A 22148-nucleotide genomic window follows, 5' to 3' on the forward strand; every position below is an offset into this window, starting at 1 on the left:
CAGCCGTTGCTGCTCAGACGTCGCTGCGCAGCAGCCGGTACGCCGCTGCGGCCAGCGCCAGTGCGGTCCAGCCGAGGAAGACCCAGAGCCCGGTGCCCGGCGACAGGGTGGTCGAGTCGTGGGTCAGTGCGAAGATCGACTGACCGGCGTGGCTGGGCAGGTAGGGGTCGATGTTCCCACGCCATGAGCTGGGCAGCAGGGAGATCAGTCCGGGTACGAGCATGAAGGCGGCCACCAGGACCGAGATACCGCCGGCCACGGACCTCAGCAGCGCGCCCAGGGCGGTGCCGATCACGCCGACCAGGCCCAGGTAGAGCCCGGCGCCCAGGAGGCTGCGAAGGACACCGGCGTGGCCGAGGCCCATGGCAGCGGGCGTGCCGGAGACGACCTGGCTGCCGACGAGGAAGGCGACGAACGCGCCGACGGTGGCGATCACCAGCGCGATCAGCCCGTACACAGCCGCCTTGGACCACAGCACGGGCAGCCGGCGCGGCACCGCGGCCATGGTGGACCGGATCATGCCGGTGGAGTACTCGCCCGCCGTGACCAGCACGCCGAGCACGCCGAGGGCCAGCTGGGCGAAGTTCGTGCCGAAGAGGGAGAGACTCACGCCCGTCGCGTTGGCGAAGTCGCCGTCCATGGGGCGGCCGGAGTCGATCCCGGACTTGTAGCGGCTCGCGGCGATGACGCCGAAGGCGACCAGGAACAGCAGGCCCAGGCCGAGAGTGATCCAGGTGGAACGCAGGGACCACAGTTTGGCCCACTCCGAGGCCAGCACGCGTCGTCCGGTCACCCGGTAGGCGGGGCGGGCCGGGGCGGCCTGAGCGGTCTCGGGTGACTCGGGGGTTGCCGTGAGGGTGCTCATGCCGCGCTCCCGGAGGTCTCGGCGCCGCTCGTGGAGCCGTGGTACTCCACGGCGTCCCTGGTCAGTTCCATGAATGCCTCCTCCAACGACACCGCCTTCGCGGTCAGCTCGAACAGCGGGATCCCGTGCTCGGCCGCCTTCAGCCCGATCTCACGGGCGGACAGCCCGGTCACCTGCAGTTCCTCGGAGCCCACGCGGCCGGTGATCTCCACGCCGTCTCCGGCCAGTACGTCCCGCAACCGTGCGGGGTCGTCCGTGGCGACCTTGACGGTGTCGCCGCCGGCCTCGCGGACCAGGTCCCGTACGGTCGTATCGGCCAGCAACCGTCCACGCCCGACGATGATGAGGTGATCGGCCACCAGTGACACCTCGCTCATCAGGTGCGAAGAGACGAACACCGTGCGCCCTTCGCTCGCCAGCGAGGTGAGCAGGTTCCGGATCCAGAGGACGCCCTCGGGGTCCAGTCCGTTGACCGGCTCGTCGAGCATCACGGTCTGCGGATCGCCGAGCAGCGCGGCCGCGATGCCGAGCCGCTGGCCCATGCCGAGGGAGAAGGCACCGGCCCGCTTCTTCGCGACGCTGCCGAGACCGGCGAGGTCGATGACCTCGTCGACCCGGCGGCGCGGGATGCCATGCGTGAGGGCGAGCGCCCGGAGATGGTTGTAGGCCGAGCGGCCCGGATGGATCGACTTCGCCTCCAGCAGCGCCCCGACCTCCTGGAGCGGCGCCTCGTGGCGGGCGTAGCGCCTGCCGTTGACCGTGACGGAGCCGTTCGTCGGCGCGTCAAGCCCGACGATCATGCGCATCGTCGTGGACTTGCCCGCCCCGTTGGGGCCGAGGAAGCCGGTCACCGTGCCCGGCTTCACGGTGAAGTCCAGCCCGTCGACGGCTGTCTTCTCCCCGTACCTCTTGGTGAGCTGCTGTGCCTCGATCATTCGCGTTCCCTCTTTCGGACTCCGGCGCGCCCTGCACGCCTGACGCCTCCTTGATCACACTAAGTCCGTGACCTGCCGGATCCGGTGGTACCGGGGACTGAACACTGCCAGGCAGGTGGTACCGGGGTACTACGGCCTGGTGCCCCCATCACTTCGGGACTGGATGCCGTTCGGCCCACGCGGAGCCACCCCGTCGACGAGGTCAGGGCGATGCCAAAGTCGTGTCCACCGCGAGGGGGTCGTTGCCGGCCGGATCATGTCCCAGGAGATCAGCCAGCCCACCGGGACAGGTGGTCGCGAACTGCACCTCGTGTTCGGACAGGTTCCCGTCGGGGTTGTCGGCGAGCAGCCGGGCCAGGATCAGCAGCGAGTTGAGCGGGGTGCGCAGCCCGTGCGACATGTTCGCCAGGAACTCCGACTCGGGCTGCTCTCGCCGACCCGGTCGGTGCCGTACCCGGCGATGAACTGCAGGCCCTCGCCGTGCGGCGCGCCTGCATCGGCCAGGAAGAACGCACCGAACTGCGCGTTCACCAGCGGGGTCAGCTCGCGCAGGATCAGGTCGGCGACCTCCACGAGATCGCGATGGCCCTGCATGAGCGCGGCCGCGGGTGGTCTCGCGAACGTTGGAGACCATGAGGTTGATGTTGTTCTTCAGTTCGGCGAGCTCGTTGACGTTGGTGGTCAGCCGCTTCCACGTCCCGTAGACGCAGACCGTGATCTTCTTCGGCAGGTCGCCATGGGCGACGGACGTGGTCACCTGGGCGATATTGCGGACCTGCCCGGCGCGATCTTCCGCGACCGGCACGGCAACGTCGTCAACACCTGGGCGCTGAACGTCGTCGACGGACAGATCCAGACGATCCGCTCGGTGATCAACCCCGTCACCGCACCAGGCAGGGGCGCTTACTGTCGAACGCCCAGTCCTTTACCAGGTAGCGCATCCCCGCGGCGTCGTCACGGCCCGACAGCCGCTTCTCCAGGTAGAGCTCGTGGGCGGCGAGTAGCCTGTCCCTGTCGAGTTCGACACCGAGTCCCGGTGTGTCGTCGACAGCGATCTCTCCGCCGACGATGCGCGGGGGCCGGACCGTGAGGCGTTCCAGGCCCTCCTGCCAGATCCAGTGGGTGTCCAGCGCGTTGTAGTCGCCTGGGACAGCGGCTCCGCAGTGGGCCATCATGGCGAGCGAGATGTCGAAGTGGTTGTTGGAGTGGCACCCCCAGGTCATGCCTGCGTCGTGGCACAGCTGGGCCACCCTCACCGACCCCTGCATGGTCCAGAAGTGAGGGTCCGCGAGAGGGATGTCGACCGACCGCAGCGCCAGTGCGTGGGTGAGCTGGCGCCAGTCGGTCGCGATCATGTTGGTCGCGGTGGGCAGCCCGGTGGCCCGGCGGAACTCCGCGAGGATCTCCCGGCCCGAGTAGCCGCCCTCGGCTCCGCAGGGATCCTCGGCGTAAGCGAGCGTGCCGGCCAGCGGCCCGCACAGCTCGATGGCTTCCCGCAGGGACCAGGCCCCGTTGGGGTCGAGGGTGATCCGCGCCTCGGGGAAGCGTTCCTTCAGCGCCTGTACCGCCCTGACCTCCTCAACTCCCGGCAGGACCCCGCCCTTGAGCTTGAAGTCGCAAAAACCGTAGTGCGCGTACGTCGCCTCGGCCTGTCGGACGATCGCCTCCGGTGTCAGGGCCTCCTCGCGGCGGATCCGGTACCACTGCACGGCGGAGCCGCCTTCACGGACGTAGTCCAGGTCAGTCCTGTCGGGGTCGCCGACGTAGAAGAGGTAGCCCAGGACCCGTACGGAGTCGCGTTGCCGGCCGTCGCCGAGCAGCGCGGCGACGGGGACCTCCAGATGCTTGCCCAGCAGGTCCAGCAGCGCCGATTCGACAGCCGTGACGGCATGCACGGTGGTGCGCAGGTCGAAGGTCTGCTCACCCCGTCCGCGATCGTCACGTCCGCCGAACCTCTCCCCCACGGACCGCAGGACGCGCTTGTAGTCGCCCAGCCGTGCGCCGACGACCAGGGACTCGGCTTCGCGCAGCGTACGGGTGATCTCCTCACCGCCCGGCACTTCACCCAGTCCCGTACGGCCGTCCGAGTCCTCCAGGACGAGGACGTTCCGGGTGAAGTACGGGGCGTGCGCGCCGGAGAGGTTCAGCAGCATGGAGTCACGCCCTGCCACCGGGTACACGGAGAATCGGGTGACGACAGGCTGGGGCATGAGGTGAATCCTTCGTTGCTGGAGGGCTGGGCGGTGGGGGCTGCTGGGCGGGGCAGGGCGCCGTTCGGAGGGCCACGGCGCCCGCTCACGGGAGGAGCATCCACTCACAAATTGAGGACGTCCAGAACACGTTCCATGACAAGGACGCCGCCCAGGCCGAGGATCGCGAGGACGGTCGTATAGGTGGTACGGACCTTGATCGCGTCGATGACGGACAGGTTGAAGTACTCCTTGAACATCCAGAAGCCCGGGTCGTTGACGTGCGAGAAGGCGATCGAGCCGCAGGAGACGGCGAGCACCATGATTTCGGCGTGGATCCCGCTGCCCGCGACCAGCGGCAGCGCGACACCGGACGCCGTGACGACGGCGACCGTCGCCGATCCGAGGGCCACCCTGAGGATCACGGCGATGAGCCAGGCCAGGATGATCGGCGAGATGGACCACCCCGAGGTCGCCTGCTTGATGTAGTCCGAGATGCCGCCGTCCACGAGGACCTGTTTGAAGGCGCCGCCGGCCCCGATCACCAGCAGGATCATCGCCATCGCCTGCGCCGCTCCCCGGCACGAGGCACCGATCTCCTCCAGGCTCCGGCCGATGCGCGGTCCGAAGGCCCAGACCGCGACAAGCAGCGTCAGCAGCAGCGCGATCGGCGCCGAGCCGACGAAGTTGATGAAGTGCATCACCGGGGTGTCCGCCGAGGTGACCATGTCGGTCACCGCCGCGCCCGCGATCAGCACCACCGGCAGGAGGGCGACCGACAGCGACCAGGCGGTGCTCGGCATCTCCTCCTCCTCGAAGGTGCGGTCACTCACCAGTCCTGTGGGCACGGAGGGGTTCATCGCCCGGACGAACGGCAGCCTCGGCCACACCAGGGCGATGAGCGCGCCGGCCGGGACGGCAATGAACAGGCCGTAGAACAAGGTCAGTCCGACCGAGGCGTGGAAGGTCGCGGCCACCGCGGTCGGGCCCGGGTGCGGGGGCAGAAAGCTGTGCATGGTGGAGAGCGCGATGGACATCGGCAGTCCGACCCAGAGCAGGTTCGAGCGGGTGACCCGCACGAGCGTGAAGGCGACGGGCACGATGATGACGAAGGCGACCTCGTAGAACATCGTGACGCCGATGAGCATGGCCGTCAGCACCATGGCGACTTGCACCCAGCGCGGACCGAAGGCGGCGAGCAGCTTGGCGGCTATGCGCTGGGCGGCGCCGGAGTCTCCCATCACGCGGCCGACCATCGCGCCGAGCCCGATGGTGAGCATCGTGTCGCCGATCTGGCCGCCGATGCCCTTGGAGAGGGTGTCCGGGATGTCCGCGACCGGGATCCCCCGCACCAGGGCGACGCCGACGGCCACGAGGAGGAGGGAGGCGAAGCCGTTCAGTCTGAGCTTCGTCATGAGGAAGAGCAGGACCAGCACGCTGATCCCGACGACGACAAGTGGCATGAATCAGTTCTCCTTTGAACTGTGCTGTCGACTGTCTTCCGGCTGTTGGGAGGTTCCGTCCGGGGTCAGCGCTTGGCGCCGACCAGGTCCAGACCGTGGTCCACGAGGTCGCGGAGGGCGGCGAGGTCGTCCGGGCCCGGCTCGGTGAGCGGGGCGCGCACGGGGCCCACGGGCAGTCCGCGCAGCCGGGCCGCCGCCTTGACCAGCGAGACGGCGTAACCGGTCCTGCGGTCGCGCAGTTCGACGAGCGGCACGTAGAAGCCGCGCAGCAACTCGTCCATCCGGTCGGAATCGTTCTTGTGAAAGGCCTCGAAGAAGGCGCGTGCGATTTCCGGGGCGAATGCGTGGACGGCCGACGAATAGGCGCGTACGCCCACACCGGCGTACGCACGGGCCTGGACCTCGGCCGTGGCGGCGCCGTTGAAGAAGAGGAAGTCGTCGGGCGCAGCCAGGATGTGGCGTTGCAGACGGTCGAGGTCGCCGTGGCCGTCCTTCAGACCGATGACGGTCGGGATCCGTGCGATGTCGCTCAGGCTGTCGGCGGTGAAGGCGACCTGGTCACGCTGGTAGGCGATCAGGGGCAACCGGGTGCCGTCGGCGATCCTGCGCAGCTGTTCTACGAGTCCGTCCTGGGGTGCCTGGATCAGATAGTGCGGGAGGACGAGCGCGGCATCCGCGCCCGCGTCCTCCGCGATCCGCGCAAACCGCAGTGCCTGGGCCCAGCCGTAGCCGATGCCCGCGACGACCGGGAAGCGTCCCCGCGCCACGTCGGCCGCGACGGTGATGACCGTGCGGTACTCGTCCTCGTCCAGGGCTGTGAACTCACCCGTCCCACAGGCGGGGAAGACCGCGCCCGGACCGACCGCGAGCTGCCGTTCCAGGTAGGCACGGTAGGCGCCCGGATCCAGGTCGCCGTTGCGCTGAAAACTCGTCAATGGGAAGGACAGCACACCCCGCCCCATCCCCTCACCGAGACGCCGCACGACGTCCGCAATCTTCCTCATGTCCACCCCGCTAGAAAACGTCTTCAATTGAAGACAGCGTCTATGTATGAAGACGGAGGCTAGGTACATGGACAGTTGAGGTCAAGGGCTCTGCACCGACGGGCTTAGGATCGCGACATGGCGCAGAGTGGGGGCGTACCCGAAGTGAAGTCGGCGGTCCGAACCGTCGCACTGCTGGAACTGCTGGCCGCAAGGGGTGACCGCCCGGCGCGGCTGCGTGAGCTCTCCGAGGAACTGGGCGTGCCCCGCAGCAGTATGTACGCACTGCTCCAGACCCTCGTCGAGCACGGCTGGGTCCGCACCGACACCACCGGATCGCTGTACGGCATCGGCATCCGGGCGCTGCTGACCGGCACCAGCTATCTGGACAGCGACAAGCGCGTCCGCCTGGTCCGCCCTCATCTCGACGAGGCGTCGGACGCCCTGGGTGAAACCATCCACCTGGCCCGGCTGGACGGCGCGGACGTCGTCTACCTGGCGACCAGGGAATCCCACGAGTACCTGAGGACGATCAGCAGGGTCGGCCGCCGGGTCCCCGCACACGTCGGCGCGCTGGGCAAGGCCCTGCTCGCCGAGCGCCCGGACGACGAACTCCCGCTACCCGAGGACCTGTTGTCGGCCTACACTCCGAACACGCTCACCACTCGGACGTCACTGCTGGCCGACCTGGCCGAGGTGCGAGAACGTGGCTACTCCATCGACCACGAGGAAACCGTCACCGGCATCACCGGCTTCGGCTTCGCCCTGCGCTACGACACCCCTGCCACCGACGCCATCAGCTGCTCGGTACCGACCTCCCGCCTCACCGAGGAACACGAACACCGCATCATCGCCGTCATGCGCGAGGTCCGCGCAAAGATCGAGACTCTCCTGCCGCTACCGTCCCGTGACGTCGACTGGCGTGAACCACACCAGTGAGGGAGCGGCAGGCCCCGTGAGCGTCCACGATCGCAACCACAGGACCTGAACTCGGCCAGCGGGTCCACCGCAACCTCCTTCCCAATGCCCCTGGCTTGACGCTCTCAGCGGCCACGTCCGGTCCTTCGCCCAGATGCTCACCGAGCGTCGAGGGGAGCGGCTCCACGACTGGCTCGCCGCTGTTCGGCCCAGCATCCACACCCTCGCCGCCGGCATCGACCGAGACCGCGACGCCGTCATCGCCGGGCTCACTCTCCCCTGGAACTCCGGAGTCATGGAAGGGCACGTCAACTGCATCAAGATGCTCAAGAGGCAGATGTTCCCCTAGCGGACCGACGATCGTACCCGTACGCCTCTGAGTCGATGGTGCGATCAGACGTTGTCGAGTAGCGTCTGTGCTTTGATGACTGAGTCCTGGGACACCATCGCCGACTGGTATGCGGAGCTCGTGCGTTCCGGATCTGCCCTGCACGACTTCAGCCGCGACAGTTTGCTCAGCTATCTCCCTGAGCTCCTTCGCGGGCAACGTGTTCTCGACCTCGGGTGCGGAGAGGGCATCATCGCCCGTGCTGTGGCTGCTCGCGGAGCGACGGTATGGGGTATCGACCCGTCGCCCCGGATGATCGAGCACGCTCGGAGCACCGAGAAGAGCCAGCCCACCGGAGCGGTCTTCTCAGTCGACGACGGATGCACACTGGCCACGGTCGCCACTGCCTCCGTCGAGTGGGTGACCGCCGGGCTCTCGCTGAACAACGTGCCTGACCTCGATGCCGCACTCGCTGCTGTCCACCGGGTCCTCAACCCTGGTGGCGCCCTCATCTTCACGGTCCCGCACCCCTGTTTCGAGGCGCCACACGCCACGTGGGCGCAGGCCGGAGACGGAACCATGCGCAGAGTCGTCGGCGACTACCTCACCGAAGGCTTCTGGCGATCAAGCAACCCCAACGGCGCCCGTCGAGCCGGAAACCAGCACCGGAGGCTCTCCACCTATATCACCGCACTGATGCGCAACGGCTTCAAAATCGCAGCCGTCGACGAGCCGACACCAGACCCTCGTGTCGTTGCAGCCCAACCCCAACGCTCCGGACTGCCACCCTTCATGCTCTTCGACGTGCGTCGAGCGTGATCCTGCACCGACAACTACTCGAACCGCTACGCGGAGGGACTATCCGTGGCCGGAGACGGAACAGCTTCCGTCGTGGGCGCCGGAACATTCCCCGTGGAGATGCGTTCCTTCCGCCAGGGCAGGAGCAGCACGCTGGCCACACACAGCAAGCCAGAGATGAGCAGGGCACCGCGCACCCCCGCTGCGGCGGCAATGAGGCCACCAGCGATCACGAAGGCGGCCTGGCATGTCTTCGCGCCGACGGACCAGAAGGTGCCGACGCGGGACATGAACGCGTCCGGTGTGGCCGCCATCCGATACGTGGTGAACGACGGGTTGAAGACCCCGGCGGAGAAGAGCAGGCCGAAGTCGACGGCCACGATGACGACCACGCCGAGAGCACCGGAGGGCGTCAGTGGCAGCAGAATCGTCCAGAGCGTGCGCGCAACGCCGGCCAGCAGCAGAATGCGACGCTGCCCGAATCGCTGCGTAAGCAGCGGGGTCAGGCGTGAGCCCAGCACGCCGCCCAGGCACGGCAGTCCCAGGGCGAGTCCGTACTGCCACGGTGCCAACCCCAGGTCATCCAGCATGAGAACGGCCATCAGCGGCGATGCCATCATGACGGATCCGCCAAAGAGCAGCGCGTTGAAGAACAGCGGCCGCAGTCCTGGGTGCCGCAGGAGGAACTGCCAACCGGCAGCGTGTCGCGGCCCAGGTGAGAGGTGCCGGCGTGTGCCGGTGGCGCGGGTTCAGGCTGCCGGATGCGACGGATGCCCAGGGCCGACCCGAGGAAGGACAGCGCGTCGACCACCATCGTGGCGGCCGCACCCAATGCCCCGATCAGAAGCCCGCCCACGGGCGGGCCGGCGCTGACGCTGATCCAGTTGGTCGTCTCGAACAGGCTGTTGGCACGAAGGCGGTGCTCGGGCCGGACAAGTGCCTTCAGATGCGCGCCACTCGCCGCGCCGAACGCGACAGACGCAGCCGTCTGGAGAACGCCGACGATACACAGCTGGGTGAAGGTGAGCCCGCCGAAAGCCATGGCGACCGGAACGCTCGCCAGCACCACGCAGCGGGCCAGATCGGCGGTGATCATGACCGGCCGCTTGTACTGGTGCTCGATACGCACACCGAGCGGCAGAGCAATCACCCCACTGGCCACTGCGGACAACGCAGCGAGCACAGACACCTGGAACGCAGAGGAACCCAGCACCAGGAGGGCGACCAACGGCAACGCCCCCATGCCGACGGCACTGCCCGCGGCGCTGACCGCGTAGGCGCCCCACAGCCGCCGGAAGTCCTGCCCGAGCATGCTCCGCCGTACCAACCGAACCTCCCGAGGTGTGAAGCCGCTCAGCGTAGTGACTCGGACCAATCAACCCCCATGATCAGGACATCACCGAACGCGTCTCGGAGCTGAGACCAGAACCAGGTACTCAGGGCGTGATTCACTGACTTGACGCCGACCTGAGGAGGCGGGCGCATTGGCCGCCGTGGTGCTCGTTCACGGCCTGTATCACTGTCCCGAGCACTTCGCCGTGGTGGCAGAACGCTTGCGGACCGCGGGAGCCGAGGTTGTCGTTCCCGAGCTCCATCGAGGTTCATTGCCCGCTGACACAGCCGTGGTCCAGGCTGCCGTCGACGCGCTGCAGGAGCCCCCGATTGTGCTCGGTCACTCCTACGGCGGGTCAGTGATCACCGGGGTGCGCGGAGCGGGACACCTGGTCTACCTGGCGGCCTTCGTGCTGGACGTCGGCGAGAGCGCGGCCGGTCTGCGTGGGGCATCTCCGCAGCTCCAGGACGCGATCAGCCCCGAGCCCGACGGCTCGACCAGTCTGCACCCCGACCGGGCTGTCGGCGCCCTCTACGGCGACTGTCCCGAACCTCTCGCCGCCTGGGCAGTCGGCCTGCTGCGTGCGCAAGCCCCCGGCTGCGGGCGAGGAGTCCCGGAGCGCCACAGCTGGAAGCACACTCCCTCCACCTACGTCGTCTGTGGACGGGACCGGGCCATCGACCCGGGCCTGCAGCGGAAGATGGCCTCACGCTGCACCGACGTGCGCGAGTGGCGGACGGGCCACTCCCCGTTCGTAGGACAGCCCGATCTCATCGTTGAACTCCTGCAGGAACTGCTCGCCACCGACACCCCGCGCAGGCGCGATGTACCGGAGGCCGTCCGGACTTCCTCCCGGCAGGGAGCAGCGCCTCCGGCTTTGCGACAGTAGTCATGGAATTCATTTTCAACTAGCCTTGCGCAGCGGATCATTCCCGAACCCCCGCGGAAGGCAGGCGACATGGACGGCACGCCGACCGGCGGGCTCCCGTCGGCCTGGCGGTCGACGCGGCAGCGTGCCGCCGTTCTGCGGGCGCTGCTCGCCTGCCGCGACTTCATGTCCGCACGGGAGCTGCACGCGGCGCTGGCCGCCGACGGCGTCGCGGTAGGACTGACCACGGTGTACCGGACCCTGCGGAGGCTGGAGCGGGACCGGCACGTGGACGTCGTACGAGAACAGAGCGGCGAGCGCCTGTACCGACTCCGCCCGCCGGACGGCCACCGCCACTATCTCGTCTGCCGGAGCTGCAATCTCAGCCTGGCCGTGGAGGCGGAAGCCGTCGAGCGCTGGGCCGACGACATGGCCGCGGCCACCGGCTTCGCCGAGATCGAGCACATCGTCGAGCTGACGGGGATCTGCGGCCACTGCCGGAGCAGGCCCGAGGGGCAGGCGCCGCACGCACGGACGACATAAAGACTTGGAAACGATTTCCATATTAAACAAGCTCGCTATGATGGTGACATTCATTTTCATCTAGCGTCGGGGGGAAGCAGCCGTTCCCGTATGTCCTGGAGGAATCCCATGCCCACGTCCCCGTCCCGGCGCCTGGCGCTGATCACCGGCGCATCCCTGGCTCTCCTGGCGGGCTGCGGCACCTCGTCGTCCGACTCCGGCAGTGACGGCAGCACCGCGCAGGGCGCCGCCTCTTCGCCGAAGGTCAAGGTGGTCGCCTCCACCGACGTCTACGGCGACATCGCCGAGCAGATAGGCGGCGGCAAGGTCGACGTCACGTCGATCATCAGCGACCCCGACCAGGACCCGCACTCCTACGAGGCCAACACCCAGAACCAGCTGGCCCTTTCCCAGGCCAAGGTCGTCATCGAGAACGGCGGCGGCTACGACGACTTCATCGACCGCATGCTCAAGAGCAGCAACAACTCCTCCGCCGAACTCATCAACGCGGTGAAGGTCTCCGGCAAGGCCGCCCCCAAGGGCGGCGAGCTGAACGAGCACGTCTGGTACGACTTCCCGACCGTCGCGAAGATCGCCGACCGGATCGCCGCCGCTCTCGGCAAGGCCGACCCCGCGGACGCCGCCGCCTTCACCAAGAACGCCGAGACGTTCAAGGAGAAGCTCGCCGGGCTGGAGGCGAAGGAGGCGGACATCAAGAAGGCGCACGGTGGCGAGGGCATCGGCATCACCGAGCCCGTGCCGCTGTACCTGACCGAGGCGAGCGGGCTGGTGAACAAGACCCCCGACGAGTTCAGCGAGGCCGTCGAGGAAGGCAACGACGTCTCCCCCAAGATCCTTCAGGAGACCCTGGAGCTGTACAGCGGCAAGCAGGTCAAGGCGCTCGTCTACAACGCGCAGACCTCCGGGGCGCAGACCGAGAAGGTCAAGAACGCGGCCAAGGCGGCGGGCATCCCCGTCGTCCCCGTCACCGAGACCCTGCCCGAGGGCAAGGACTACCTCAGCTGGATGACCGCCAACGTCGAAGCGCTGGCAACCGCGTTGGACAAGTGAGACAGCACGGCATGGCCTCCGTACCCCAGGCCCGCCGGGGCAGCACCGATCACCGGGGCGCCGGCTCCGCCCCGGTGATCGGGCTGCGCGGCGCCGCCCTGTCCTATGGCGAGCGCACGGTGTGGCAGAACCTCGATCTCGACGTGCGGCCGGGCGAGTTCCTGGCCGTGCTCGGGCCGAACGGCTCGGGCAAGAGCAGCCTGGTGCGGGCCCTGCTGGGCCGGCAGCCGCTCTCCGCCGGAACGCTGACCGTCCTCGACCGCGCACCGCGCGAGGCCGCCCGGCACATCGGCTACATCCCCCAGCAGGCGGAACTGTCCGCCCAGGCGCTCCTGCGCGCCCGCGACCTGGTCCGCTTCGGCATCGACGGGCACCGGTTCGGACCGGGGCGGCGCCGGGCCGCCGTCCGCCGCCGGGTGAACGAGGTGCTGGAGGCGGTGGGCGCCTCCGCCTACGCCGATGTCCCCCTCGGCATGCTGTCCGGCGGCGAACGCCAACGCGTACGCATAGGCCAGGCGTTGGCCACCGACCCCCGCATCCTGCTCTGCGACGAACCGCTGACCTCGCTCGACCTGCACCACCAGCGGGCGATCACCGGACTGGTCGACGCCCGCCGCCGCTCCCACGACACGGCGGTCGTCTTCGTCACCCACGAGATCAACCCCGTGCTCGACCTCGTCGACCGCGTCCTCTACCTGGCACCCGGCGGCCACCGCGTCGGTCCTCCGGACGAGGTGCTCACCTCCGAGTCCCTGTCCCGGCTCTACGGCACCCAGGTCGACGTCGTCCGGGTGCGCGGCCGCGTCGTGGTCGTCGGCACACCCGACGAGGCTGCCGCCCCACCCCACCACACCGACGAGAGGGAAGGAGTACGTCCATGACGTTCGCCGACGGGATCTGGCAGCAGATCTTCAGCTTCGAGAACTACGGCGAGCTACTCGCCCTGGTGCGGAACTCCCTCATCGCCGGCGCGGCGCTCGGCCTGGTCGGCGGCCTGGCCGGGGTCTTCGTCATCATGCGTGACCTGCCCTTCGCGGTCCACGGCATCAGCGAGCTGTCCTTCGCCGGTGCCTCGGCCGCGCTGCTGCTGGGGGCGAACATCGTCGCCGGCTCCATCGTGGGCTCACTGCTCGCGGGCGCGGTGATCGCGGTCCTGGGAACACGGGCGCGCGATCGCAACTCGGCCATCGGCATCCTCATGCCGTTCGGCCTGGGTCTCGGCGTGCTGTTCCTCGCCCTCTACAAGGGCCGGGCGGCCAACAAGTTCGGTCTGCTGACCGGCCAGATCGTCGCCGTGGACGCCCCGCAGACGGCCTGGCTGCTCGGAACCTCCGCGGTGGTTCTCGCCGCGCTGGTGATGATGTGGCGTCCGCTGACCTTCGCCAGCGCCGACCCGGACGTGGCCGCGGCGCGAGGGGTGCCGGTACGTGGGCTCTCGTTCGCCTTCATGATCGTGCTCGGTCTCGCGGTGGCCCTCTCCGTGCAGGTCGTGGGTGCACTGCTGGTCCTCACCCTGGTCGTGACCCCCGCCGCGGCCGCGTCCCGCGTCACCGCCTCGCCGGTCCTGCTCCCCCTGCTCAGCGTGGTCTTCGCCGTGGCCTCGATCGAGGGGGGCATCCTGCTGGCCCTGGGCAGCTCCATCCCCATCAGCCCCTACGTCACCACCATCTCGTTCGGCATCTACGTGGTCTGCCGATGCGCCGGCACCTACCGTGCCCGGCGGTGGGGTGCCCGAGCCGCAGCTCCGCAGCCCGCCTGACCGCCGGTCACGGGCTTCTTGGGCGGCGGTGGTCAACTCCGCTCGGTGGTCATTCCGCCGGACTGACCACCGCCGCCTGCGAGCAGATGCCGGCTCAGTCCTCGGCGAACCTGAGGTACGGAGCGACGCTGCGCAGTTTCTCGCAGGTCTCCTCGATCTCCCGCTCGGGGCTTGACTGCGCGGTGACGCCGGCGCCCGCCCGCAGCCACGCCTCGGTCCCCGCGCCGATGAGGGTGCGCAGGACGAGGGCGGCGTCCAGAGCGCCGTTGGTGTCGCCCCGGAACACCGCGCCGCCGTACAGGCCCCGCGGCCCGTCCTCGTGGCGGGCCAGGGCCTGGAGCGCGGCGCGTTTGGAGACGCCGGTGGCGGTGATCGCGGGGAAGAGGGCGGCGAAGGCGTCCCACGGTCCGGCGTCCGGCCGCAGTCGGCCCGTCAGCCGCGAGGCCAGGTGCTGCACCGACCCGCGCGGGCGGACCGCCATGAACTCCTCGGCCACGACCGAGCCGGGGCGGCACACGGCAGCCATCTCGTCCCAGGCGAGGCGTACGGACACGGCGTGTTCGTGTATCTCCTTGGGGTCGCTGAGCAGTTCCGCGCGCCGGCGCTCGTTCTCCGCCGGGTCGGCACCCCGTGCGCGGGTGCCCGCGAGCGGCTGGGTGCTGACGCGTCCGTCCTCCCCGACTTCCAGAACCGTCTCGGGGCTGAACCCGGCCGCCCGGTAGCCGCCGAGGTCCAGCAAGTAGGAACGCGCCGGCGTGTTGGCCCGGCGGCCCGCGAGATAGGTCGCGGGGAAGTCCGGGCGGGGCTCGGCGGGCAGCGGGACCTTACGGGAGACCACGGCCTTCTCCAGGAGCCCCGCGTGGATGTCTTCGACCGTGCGGGACACCGCCCGGCCGTAGGCGTCGGTGCCGGTCGCGATGACGCCTTCTGTTCTCTCCGGCGTCGGCTCGTCGGGGGCGGTCCGTCCCGCCGGGGGCTCCGCGAGCAGGTCGGCGACCTTGCGTGCCCAGGCCTCGTCCACCGCGCGGACCACGGTCCGGTCGCTGGTGAGGGTCACCTCGACGGCGGGGATCAGCGCGTGCAGCAGGGGCTGGTCCCCGGCCGTCTCCGGGTCCGCGTGGAGGAGATGGGCGAGTTCGAAGGCCGCCCAGCCGTAGAAGTGGCGTCCTTCGCCGCCCGCGTCGCGCAGGGCGGACAGGGCGCCGGCGAACGCCGTCAGCGGTTTCCGGTCGGTGCGCGAGGTCCAGGTCCGCCCGGCGGACTGCGCGGTGATGCCGGTGGCGTTCGCGGTGACGCTCACGGCGGAGCCCGCCGCGAAGTGCCAGACGCCGTCCTGTGCCTCGTACACCATGTACTGGTCGGCGAGTCGCGCCTGTGCGAGGTGGGTCGCGGTGGCCGCCGGGTCGCGGCAGGGCTCCCGGGTACTCGCGCACGCGAGCGGGGGAACGGACCTCGCCCATGCCTCCCAGGTGTTCCGGGATCCGGTGCTCATCGTGTCGTGCCTTCTCTCTGCTGCTGGGTCCGTTTGATCGCTGGTGCCGGGTGAGGGGTCAGGACGGTGCCGCCTCCAGTCGCCAGCCGTGGGCCCGGGCCCGCCGTTCCCAGAAGGCGGCGTACGTGCCGCCCGCCGCGACCAGGTCGTCGTGCGTGCCCCGTTCGGTGATCTCGCCGTCCTCCAGGACGAGGATCTGGTCGGCGCTCACGACGGTGCTCAGCCGGTGCGCGATGACCAGCAGGGTCCTGCGGTCGGCCAAGGTGCGCACGGCCTCGGCGAACAGCGCCTCGTTCTCCTGGTCAAGGGCGGCGGTGGCCTCGTCGAGGACGAGGATCGGGGCGTCCTTGAGCAGGGCGCGGGCGATGGACACGCGCTGGCGCTGTCCGCCGGACAGTCGCGCGCCGCCCTCCCCCACCTTCGTGTCCCATCCGTCGGGCAGTTCCTCGATCACGCGGTCAAGTCCGGACAGGGCCGCGGCCTCGGCCAGTTCGACGGGGCCCGCGTCGGGGGCGGCGATACGGACGTTCTCCTCGATCGTGCCGTCGAAGAGGTAGACGTCCTGGAACACGAGGGAGACGTGGGCCGCCAGGTGGTCGGCGGCGATCTCGCGGACGTCGACGCCGCCGATGCGGACGGTGCCCTCGGTGGTGTCCCGGAAGCGGGCGAGCAGCCCGGCGATCGTGGTCTTGCCCGCGCCGGAGGGTCCGACCAGGGCCGTCATGCTGCGCTCGGGCAGGCGGAAGGTCACGTCGTTCAGGACCGGTCGCGTGGCCGCCCCGTCCGCCGGGCCGCCGTCGTAGCGGAAGCCGACCCCGGTGAACTCCACACTCGCGTCACGGGGCGTCTTCGGCTCGGCGGGCTGAGGGAAGGGCGGTTCGTCGAGGACCGCGCCGAGCCGTTCCAGGGTGTTGCGGGCGATACGCATGCCCGCGCCGGCCTCGGCGGCGGACGACACGCTGTCGATCAGCCGGACCAGCAGCACCAGCAGCGCCAGCAGGGTGGGCACGGTGAGCGATCCGTCGAGCTGCCAGGACACGCCCAGCGCGAGCAGCAGGGCGAACACGAGCCGGGTGGCGAACGAGAAGGAGACCAGTCCTGGCAGGCCCCGCGCGATGAGCCGCCGGTCCGCGCGCGCTTCGGCCACCAGGGCGTCGTCCAGCGCCCCGTAGCCCTCCGCGGTGCGGCCGAACGCCCGCAGTACCGGCTGGTTGCGCGCGTACTCAAGGACCCGGTCGGCGGACTCGCCGATCGCGGCGTCACGGCCGAGGTCGAGTCGGCGCATCACCGCCGTGCTCGCCAGCTGGACGGCGAACAGCAGGGGCGCGCAGACCAGCAGCACCAGGGCGGTGCGGACGTCGAAGAAGAAGGTGGCGATCACCAGCGTCGCCGGGGTGAGGAGGGAGCTGATGAACGGGCGCAGCAGGTGGGCCGGCGTGCTCATCACCTGGATGACGTTCTGTCCGGCGAGCCTGCTGAACTCGGCCGTGCGACCGGCGGTGAACCAGCCGAGGGGCAGGCGCAGCGCCTGGTCCGCCATACGGCGGTGGAGCACCCGGGAGAGCTGGGAGCCGACCGTGAACCCGCCGCTGATGGCCGCCCCCTGGAGAATGGCGTAGGCGAGCGCGCAGGCGACGAACGCCGACAGCCAGGGCCATACGTCGTCGGGGTGCGTGCCGAGCAGGTCCCGCAGGACGGGCACCAGGAGGGCGAAGGTCACGCCCTGGAGTGCGGCCGCGCCGCACTGGAGGACGAGCAGCCGGTTCAGCGGGCGGGAGCCCTCCGGCCCCAGGACACGGTAGAGCTGACGGATCATCGTGCACTTCCCTCTCGGATGTAGTCCGCCGCCCGGTCCGCGGCCGTGGGGGCGGGCAGTCGGCGGGGAACGCCGTCGGCCGGGTCCGGCTCCGCGGTCCGCTGGGCCTGCCACAGCGCGGCGTAGCGGCCCCGGACGGCCAGCAGGTCGTCGTGGCGGCCCTGTTCGGTGATGCGTCCGTCCTCCAGCACCACGATCCGGTCGGCGGAGCGGACGGTCGACAGGCGGTGGGCGATGACGAGCAGGGTGCGGCCGGCCGCGAGCTCGGACAGCGCGTCCTGGATCAGTGCCTCGGAGTGCGGGTCGGCGTACGCGGTCGCCTCGTCGAGCACCAGGACGGGGGCGTCGGCGAGCAACGCCCGTGCGATGGACAGGCGTTGTGCCTCGCCGCCGGACAGGGTCACGGCCGTGCCGAGTTCGGTCGCGTAGCCGTCGGGCAGGGCCATGATGCGGTCGTGGATGCGGGCGGCGCGGGCGCACCGCTCGACCTCCTCGTCACTGGCGTCGGGGCGGCCCAGGCGGATGTTGTCGGCGACGCTCGCCCGCAGCAGCCGTACGTCCTGGAGGACGAAGCCGACCCGGCGGTACAGCTCGGTCGCGGGGATCTCGCGGAGGTCGGCGCCGCCGAGGGTCACCGTGCCGGCCGTGACGTCGTGGAAGCGGAGCAGCAGCGACGCCAGGGTGGACTTGCCCGAGCCGGACGGTCCGACCAGCGCGGTGACCGTGCCGGGCGCGAGGTCGAGGTCGACACCGCTGAGGACGTCGTTCTGCCCGTCGTAGGAGAAGGAGACCCCGCGCATCGACACGTGGTGCCCGTCGGGCAGGGCGGGGGTCGCGGGCTCGGGGAGCGTCGGGGTGTGCAGCAGCTCCGTGATGCGTACGGCAGCGGCCTGACCGGCCCGGATCTGCTGGATGCGGGGGCCGACGACGCCCATGGGGGCGGCGACGGCGGGGCCGAGCAGCAGGAAGGGGACGAGTTCCGCGCCGGTCGTCCAGTCCTGGGTGACGAACACCGCGCCCACCACGGACAGGAGCAGCAGGACCACGGCCGGGGCGACCACCAGCACGGCGGCGGTGGAGCTGACCAGGGTGGTACGGACCCAGCGGGAGAAGAAGTCGGCGAAGCCCTCGGTCGCGTCGACGAAACGCTCGTGTGCCTTGCGTCCGCGGCCGAAGCTCTTGAACACGGCGATGCCGGCCGCGAACTCCACGGCGGCGGCGGAGATCCGCCCCAGCGCGGCGCCGAACTCGGCCATCTGCGCCGCCGCACCCGCCATGGCGCGGCTGAACAGGAACACGCCGAGCAGCAGGGGCACGACGCTGACCAGGGCGAGGCGCCAGTCGACCGTGAACAGGTAGGCCAGTGCCAGCACCGGGGCGGTGAGCACGGCGACGACGTCGAGCAGGGTGTGGGCGAACAGGGTGTGCAGCGCGCTCACGTCGTCCTGCACCGCCTGCTTGACCTCGCCGGTGCCCCGGTCGGTGAGCCGGCCGAGCGGCAGCCGCCCGATGTGCCGGGCGAGGCGGCGGCGGAGGGTGAGTTGGAGGTCGTTGTCGGCGACGTGGGCGAGGGCGCCGGCCGCCGTGCCGCAGGCCAGGGCGAGCAGGCCCGCCGCGCAGGCCAGCGTGACCAGCGGCCACAGGGCGTCGCCGTCGGCGGGGGACCCCCCGGTGAGACGGTCGGCGATCCGGGAGACGGCGATGAACGGCATTACTCCGGCGAGGGCCGCGACGGTCTGGAGGCCGACGGCGACGGCCAGTCGGCCCCGGACGGGCTCGGCCAGGGCGCGGAGCGGGCGCGGAGGCGCCTCGGTGCCCGCGCCGGGGGCTGCCGGGTCTCGGGACACCGAGTCCGGTCCGGACTCGGACGGTTGTGACTTCACTTGACGAGTACTCCGATTTCGGGGATGGGCCTGCCGCCCGCCTCGGTGATGCGGCGGCTGGTCATGCCGGCTTCGCGGGCCAACTGCGCGACGTCGAAGGTGTGCCAGTCGTAGCTGTCGGCGACCTCGCGCACGGTGTGGCGGTCGCGCAGGACCTTCCAGGTCGTGGTGAACCGCATGGCGTCGCCCTCGGTGGGTTCGCCGCCGATCCACCACTCGTACGTCTGGCGTCCGATGGTCTCCCTGAGGGACATCACCGGGGGGATGACGCGGGGTGCGGAGACCCCCATCAGTTCCACGACGATGGGCGCCCCGTCCGGCAGCCGGGCCGCGAGCCGTTTCCACAGCGCCACGCGTTCGGGGACGGTGAGATGACCGGCCACGCCGAAGATGACGACGGCGGAGAGCCGTTCGGGCATGACGAGGTCCTGGGCGGCGCCGTCGACCACCGTCACCCGGCGCCGCAGGTCCGGGTCGCGGGCGACCCGGGAGGTGAGCATGGCGCGCATGGTGGCCGACGGCTCGGCCGCGAGGATCTCCGCCTCGGGCAGCGCGGCGGCGATGACCTCGGTCACCCGTCCGGTGCCCGCGCCGATCTCCAGGACCGGGCCGTGCGACACGTCCAGGCCCGCGAGGACACGGGTCAGCGGCGGGCCGCTGCTGGCGGTGTGGCGGGTGGCGACCAGCTCGTAGAACTCGGCCGAGGTCGAGTAGTAGTCGATCAAGACGGTCTCCAGGCGGGGGCGGCCGAAGGGGCGGACGTGGCGGGCCGGGTGCGGGCGGCCGGGCGGTGGGCGGCCGGGCGGTGGGGGTTCACGGGGTGCTCGGCCAGGTGCGGCGGCCGCCCGTCGCCAGCGAGGGGTCCATCCTGCGCAGGACGGTGGCGACCACCTCACGGCGTTGCGGGGTGAGATAGAAGTGGTCGCCGGGGAAGACGCGTACCTCGGTACGGGCGGTGGTGAGGTCCGCCCAGCCGCCGGCCCGGTGGCGGCTGCGTTCCTCGCCGAGTTCCGGGTCGGCGCTGCCGGTCAGCACGTGCATCGGACAGGACAGCGGGGGCCGGTCCTGCGGCCGGTGGGTCTCGATGATCCGGTAGTCGTGGCGCACGGCCGTGAGGATCAGGGAGCGCAGCCCGGGATCGTCGAGAACCTCACGGCTGGTGCCGCCGAGCCGGCCCAGTTCCGCGCATAGCACGTCGTCGTCCTGGCGGTGCAGTTGCCCGGTCACCACCGTGCCGGGTGCGGCCCGGCCCGACGCGAAGAGGCGGCGCGGGCCGGGGGCTCCGCGGCGGTCCAGCTCGTGGGCCAGTTCCCAGGCCACGGCGGAGCCCATGCTGTGCCCGAAGAGGGCGTACGGCCGGTCGAGCAGCGGCAGGACGGCATCCGCCACCGCGGTCACCAACTCGCCCATGTCGGCGCTGGCCGGGTCGTCGAAGCGGTCCTCGCGACCCGGGTACTGGATGCCGACGAGTTCGACCTCGGGGGGCATCAGGGCCGCCCAGGGCCGGTAGAAGCCCGCGCTGCCGCCCGCGTGCGGCAGGCAGATCAGCGTGAGCCGGGACGCGGACCCCTCGCTCCACGTCCTGATCCAGGGGCTGTCGGCGCGGGCGGAGGCGTGCGGCGGGTAGGGGGCGTTCGGCGAGTAGAGGGTGGTCACCACGTCACCTTCAGCTCTTCGAGGCCGAAGGTGGCCGAGTCGTGCTTGAAGGCGACCTGGTCCCGGTCCCCCGCGAGGCGGAGCGTGGGGACGCGGCGGATGAGCGTCTCCAGGGCGACCTCCAGCTCCAGCCGCGCCAGGTGCTGCCCGATGCACTGGTGCACGCCGTAGCCGAAGGCGACGTGGTGGTTGTCGGAGCGGTGGAAGTCGACCCGCTCCGGGTCGTCGAACTGCTCGGGGTCGTGGTTGGCCCCGGCGAGGAGGGCGATGACACCGTCGTCGGCGGGGACGGTCCGGCCGGACAGCTCGATGTCCTCGGCGGCGACGCGCAGCGGAATGGAGTCGGCGACGGACAGGACGCGCAGGAGTTCGTCGACGGCGGCGGGCATCAAGGAGCTGTCGCGGCGCAGTTCCTCCATCAGCTCCGGCTGGTCCAGGAGGAGCAGGGTGCTCAGGGCGATCATGCTGGTGGTGGTCTCACGGCCGGCGTTGATCGTGATGCCGAGGGTGGACAGCAGCTGATCCGTCGTCACGTTGCCGGTGAGCAGATGGTCGGTGACGAGCTGGGAGATCAGGTCGTCGCGGGGTTCCTCCCGCCGCTCGGCGACCAGCCCGGCGAGCAGGCCGAAGAGGCCGCCGAGGGCTTCGGAGACCTGTTCGGCGGTGCTGTGGCGCGAACCGGAGACCCGCGTGACGTCCCGGAAGAACTCCAGGTTCTCGCGGGGTATGCCGAGCAGTTCGCAGATCACCGAGGTGGAGACGGCGTTGGCGTACGCGGACACGAAGTCCACCGGGCCGCCGGCGGCCAGCATGCCGTCCAGGATCTCGTCCACGCGTGCCTGCACGGCGGGCCGCATCGCGCGGACCCGGCGCACGGTGAACGCCGGCAGGAGCATCCGCCGGTACTTGGTGTGCTCGGGGGCGTCGGTGCGGATGAAGGGCCGGAACCTGGCCCCGGCCTCCTGCTCGCCCTCGCCGAGCGCGGGGAAGTTGGGACGGCGGATGTCCGCGCTGACGCGCGGGTCGGAGAGCAGTTCGCGTACGTCGTCGTAGCGGGTCACCACCCAGGCCTCCCGCTGGGTCGGCAGGGTGACGCGGGCGACCGGGTCCTCGGTGCGCAGCGTCCCGTATTCCTCGGGTGCGGCGAAGGGGCAGCCGCGCCGGATCGGGAAGTCGCGGGGCGGGGCGGCGGGGCCCGGTGCGGCGCCGGTGGTGGGCTCGTCGGGGGTGGCGGGCGCCGTCGTGGGCGCGGGGTTTCTCATGGATGGT

The 22148-nt window shown here is 70.4% G+C and carries 21 protein-coding genes and 1 pseudogene; 8 read left to right on the plus strand and 14 right to left on the minus strand.

The window, feature by feature from the left end:
* Nucleotides 1–13: 13 nt before the first annotated feature.
* The 6 genes and pseudogenes from ACIHCX_RS34370 to ACIHCX_RS34395 form a co-directional block, all read right to left on the minus strand.
* A complete protein-coding gene (locus ACIHCX_RS34370) occupies nt 14–865 on the minus strand; it encodes an ABC transporter permease (RefSeq protein ID WP_400036606.1) in 852 nt (283 codons plus the stop codon).
* Nucleotides 862–1800 (minus strand): ATP-binding cassette domain-containing protein, encoded by a 939-nt coding sequence (locus ACIHCX_RS34375; protein WP_400036608.1) that lies wholly within the window; start codon nt 1798–1800, stop codon nt 862–864. Before ACIHCX_RS34375 ends, ACIHCX_RS34370 begins: the two co-directional genes overlap by 4 nt.
* A 262-nt stretch (nt 1801–2062) precedes the next feature.
* Nucleotides 2063–2599 (minus strand): annotated as a pseudogene (locus tag ACIHCX_RS34380) (histidine kinase dimerization/phospho-acceptor domain-containing protein); the annotation flags it as partial.
* An 82-nt stretch (nt 2600–2681) separates the two neighbouring features.
* Nucleotides 2682–4010, minus strand: coding sequence for an enolase C-terminal domain-like protein (locus ACIHCX_RS34385; protein ID WP_400036610.1), 1329 nt, complete (start codon nt 4008–4010; stop codon nt 2682–2684).
* A 104-nt stretch (nt 4011–4114) separates the two neighbouring features.
* Nucleotides 4115–5452 carry a gluconate:H+ symporter gene (locus ACIHCX_RS34390; protein WP_400036613.1) on the minus strand — a complete coding sequence of 446 codons (1338 nt, stop codon included), beginning with the start codon at nt 5450–5452 and terminating at the stop codon, nt 4115–4117.
* A gap of 65 nt (nt 5453–5517) precedes the next feature.
* Entirely contained in the window at nt 5518–6456 is a 939-nt protein-coding gene (locus tag ACIHCX_RS34395; RefSeq protein WP_400036615.1) for a 5-dehydro-4-deoxyglucarate dehydratase, read from the minus strand.
* Nucleotides 6457–6573: 117 nt separating this feature from the next.
* Here ACIHCX_RS34395 and ACIHCX_RS34400 point away from each other — a divergent pair, with 117 nt between their 5' ends.
* The 3 genes from ACIHCX_RS34400 (at nt 6574) to ACIHCX_RS34410 (ending at nt 8500) form a co-directional block, all read left to right on the plus strand.
* Complete coding sequence (locus ACIHCX_RS34400) at nt 6574–7374, plus strand: IclR family transcriptional regulator (protein WP_400036617.1); 801 nt, start codon at nt 6574–6576, stop codon at nt 7372–7374.
* A gap of 133 nt (nt 7375–7507) precedes the next feature.
* Nucleotides 7508–7702: a hypothetical protein gene (locus ACIHCX_RS34405; protein ID WP_400036619.1), complete on the plus strand. Its 195-nt coding sequence runs from the start codon at nt 7508–7510 to the stop codon at nt 7700–7702.
* 75 nt (nt 7703–7777) lie between these two features.
* On the plus strand, nt 7778–8500 hold the full coding sequence (locus ACIHCX_RS34410) for a class I SAM-dependent methyltransferase (protein WP_400036621.1): 723 nt from the start codon (nt 7778–7780) through the stop codon (nt 8498–8500).
* Between the two features lie 26 nt (nt 8501–8526).
* On the opposite strand, the gene ACIHCX_RS34415 is transcribed toward ACIHCX_RS34410, so the two are convergent.
* The gene (locus ACIHCX_RS34415; RefSeq protein WP_400036786.1) at nt 8527–9159 is read right to left on the minus strand and encodes an MFS transporter; all 633 of its coding nucleotides are present in this window, start codon (nt 9157–9159) and stop codon (nt 8527–8529) included.
* On the minus strand, nt 9096–9791 hold the full coding sequence (locus ACIHCX_RS34420; protein WP_400036623.1) for an MFS transporter: 696 nt from the start codon (nt 9789–9791) through the stop codon (nt 9096–9098). Before ACIHCX_RS34420 ends, ACIHCX_RS34415 begins: the two co-directional genes overlap by 64 nt.
* Nucleotides 9792–9963: 172 nt before the next feature.
* Between ACIHCX_RS34420 and ACIHCX_RS34425 the strand changes: the two genes are divergently transcribed.
* The 5 genes from ACIHCX_RS34425 to ACIHCX_RS34445 all read left to right on the plus strand — a co-directional run bounded on the left by ACIHCX_RS34425 (nt 9964) and on the right by ACIHCX_RS34445 (nt 14032).
* Nucleotides 9964–10701, plus strand: coding sequence for an alpha/beta hydrolase (locus tag ACIHCX_RS34425; protein ID WP_400036625.1), 738 nt, complete (start codon nt 9964–9966; stop codon nt 10699–10701).
* Nucleotides 10702–10770: 69 nt separating this feature from the next.
* The gene (locus tag ACIHCX_RS34430) at nt 10771–11223 is read left to right on the plus strand and encodes a Fur family transcriptional regulator (protein ID WP_400036627.1); all 453 of its coding nucleotides are present in this window, start codon (nt 10771–10773) and stop codon (nt 11221–11223) included.
* Nucleotides 11224–11331: 108 nt separating this feature from the next.
* Nucleotides 11332–12273, plus strand: coding sequence for a metal ABC transporter solute-binding protein, Zn/Mn family (locus ACIHCX_RS34435; RefSeq protein WP_400036629.1), 942 nt, complete (start codon nt 11332–11334; stop codon nt 12271–12273).
* Nucleotides 12274–12284: 11 nt separating this feature from the next.
* Nucleotides 12285–13154, plus strand: coding sequence for a metal ABC transporter ATP-binding protein (locus tag ACIHCX_RS34440; protein ID WP_400036631.1), 870 nt, complete (start codon nt 12285–12287; stop codon nt 13152–13154).
* Nucleotides 13151–14032, plus strand: a complete 882-nt coding sequence (locus ACIHCX_RS34445; RefSeq protein ID WP_400036633.1) for a metal ABC transporter permease — start codon at nt 13151–13153, stop codon at nt 14030–14032. Before ACIHCX_RS34440 ends, ACIHCX_RS34445 begins: the two co-directional genes overlap by 4 nt.
* 94 nt (nt 14033–14126) lie before the next feature.
* Here the strand turns inward: ACIHCX_RS34445 and ACIHCX_RS34450 are convergent, their stop codons facing one another.
* From ACIHCX_RS34450 to ACIHCX_RS34475, 6 genes are all read right to left on the minus strand, one after another.
* Nucleotides 14127–15524, minus strand: a complete 1398-nt coding sequence (locus tag ACIHCX_RS34450; protein WP_400036635.1) for a salicylate synthase — start codon at nt 15522–15524, stop codon at nt 14127–14129.
* 58 nt (nt 15525–15582) lie between these two features.
* Complete coding sequence (locus tag ACIHCX_RS34455; protein WP_400036637.1) at nt 15583–17340, minus strand: ABC transporter ATP-binding protein; 1758 nt, start codon at nt 17338–17340, stop codon at nt 15583–15585.
* The gene (locus ACIHCX_RS34460; protein WP_400036639.1) at nt 17337–19223 is read right to left on the minus strand and encodes an ABC transporter ATP-binding protein; all 1887 of its coding nucleotides are present in this window, start codon (nt 19221–19223) and stop codon (nt 17337–17339) included. The genes ACIHCX_RS34455 and ACIHCX_RS34460 overlap by 4 nt, the downstream gene beginning before the upstream one ends.
* Nucleotides 19220–19948 (minus strand): class I SAM-dependent methyltransferase, encoded by a 729-nt coding sequence (locus ACIHCX_RS34465; RefSeq protein WP_400036641.1) that lies wholly within the window; start codon nt 19946–19948, stop codon nt 19220–19222. Before ACIHCX_RS34465 ends, ACIHCX_RS34460 begins: the two co-directional genes overlap by 4 nt.
* An 88-nt stretch (nt 19949–20036) precedes the next feature.
* A complete protein-coding gene (locus tag ACIHCX_RS34470; protein ID WP_400036643.1) occupies nt 20037–20879 on the minus strand; it encodes a thioesterase II family protein in 843 nt (280 codons plus the stop codon).
* Nucleotides 20876–22141 (minus strand): cytochrome P450, encoded by a 1266-nt coding sequence (locus ACIHCX_RS34475; protein ID WP_400036645.1) that lies wholly within the window; start codon nt 22139–22141, stop codon nt 20876–20878. Before ACIHCX_RS34475 ends, ACIHCX_RS34470 begins: the two co-directional genes overlap by 4 nt.
* Between the last annotated feature and the right edge of the window lie 7 nt (nt 22142–22148).

The organism is Streptomyces sp. NPDC052043, from assembly GCF_044548235.1.
Classification (GTDB): domain Bacteria; phylum Actinomycetota; class Actinomycetes; order Streptomycetales; family Streptomycetaceae; genus Streptomyces.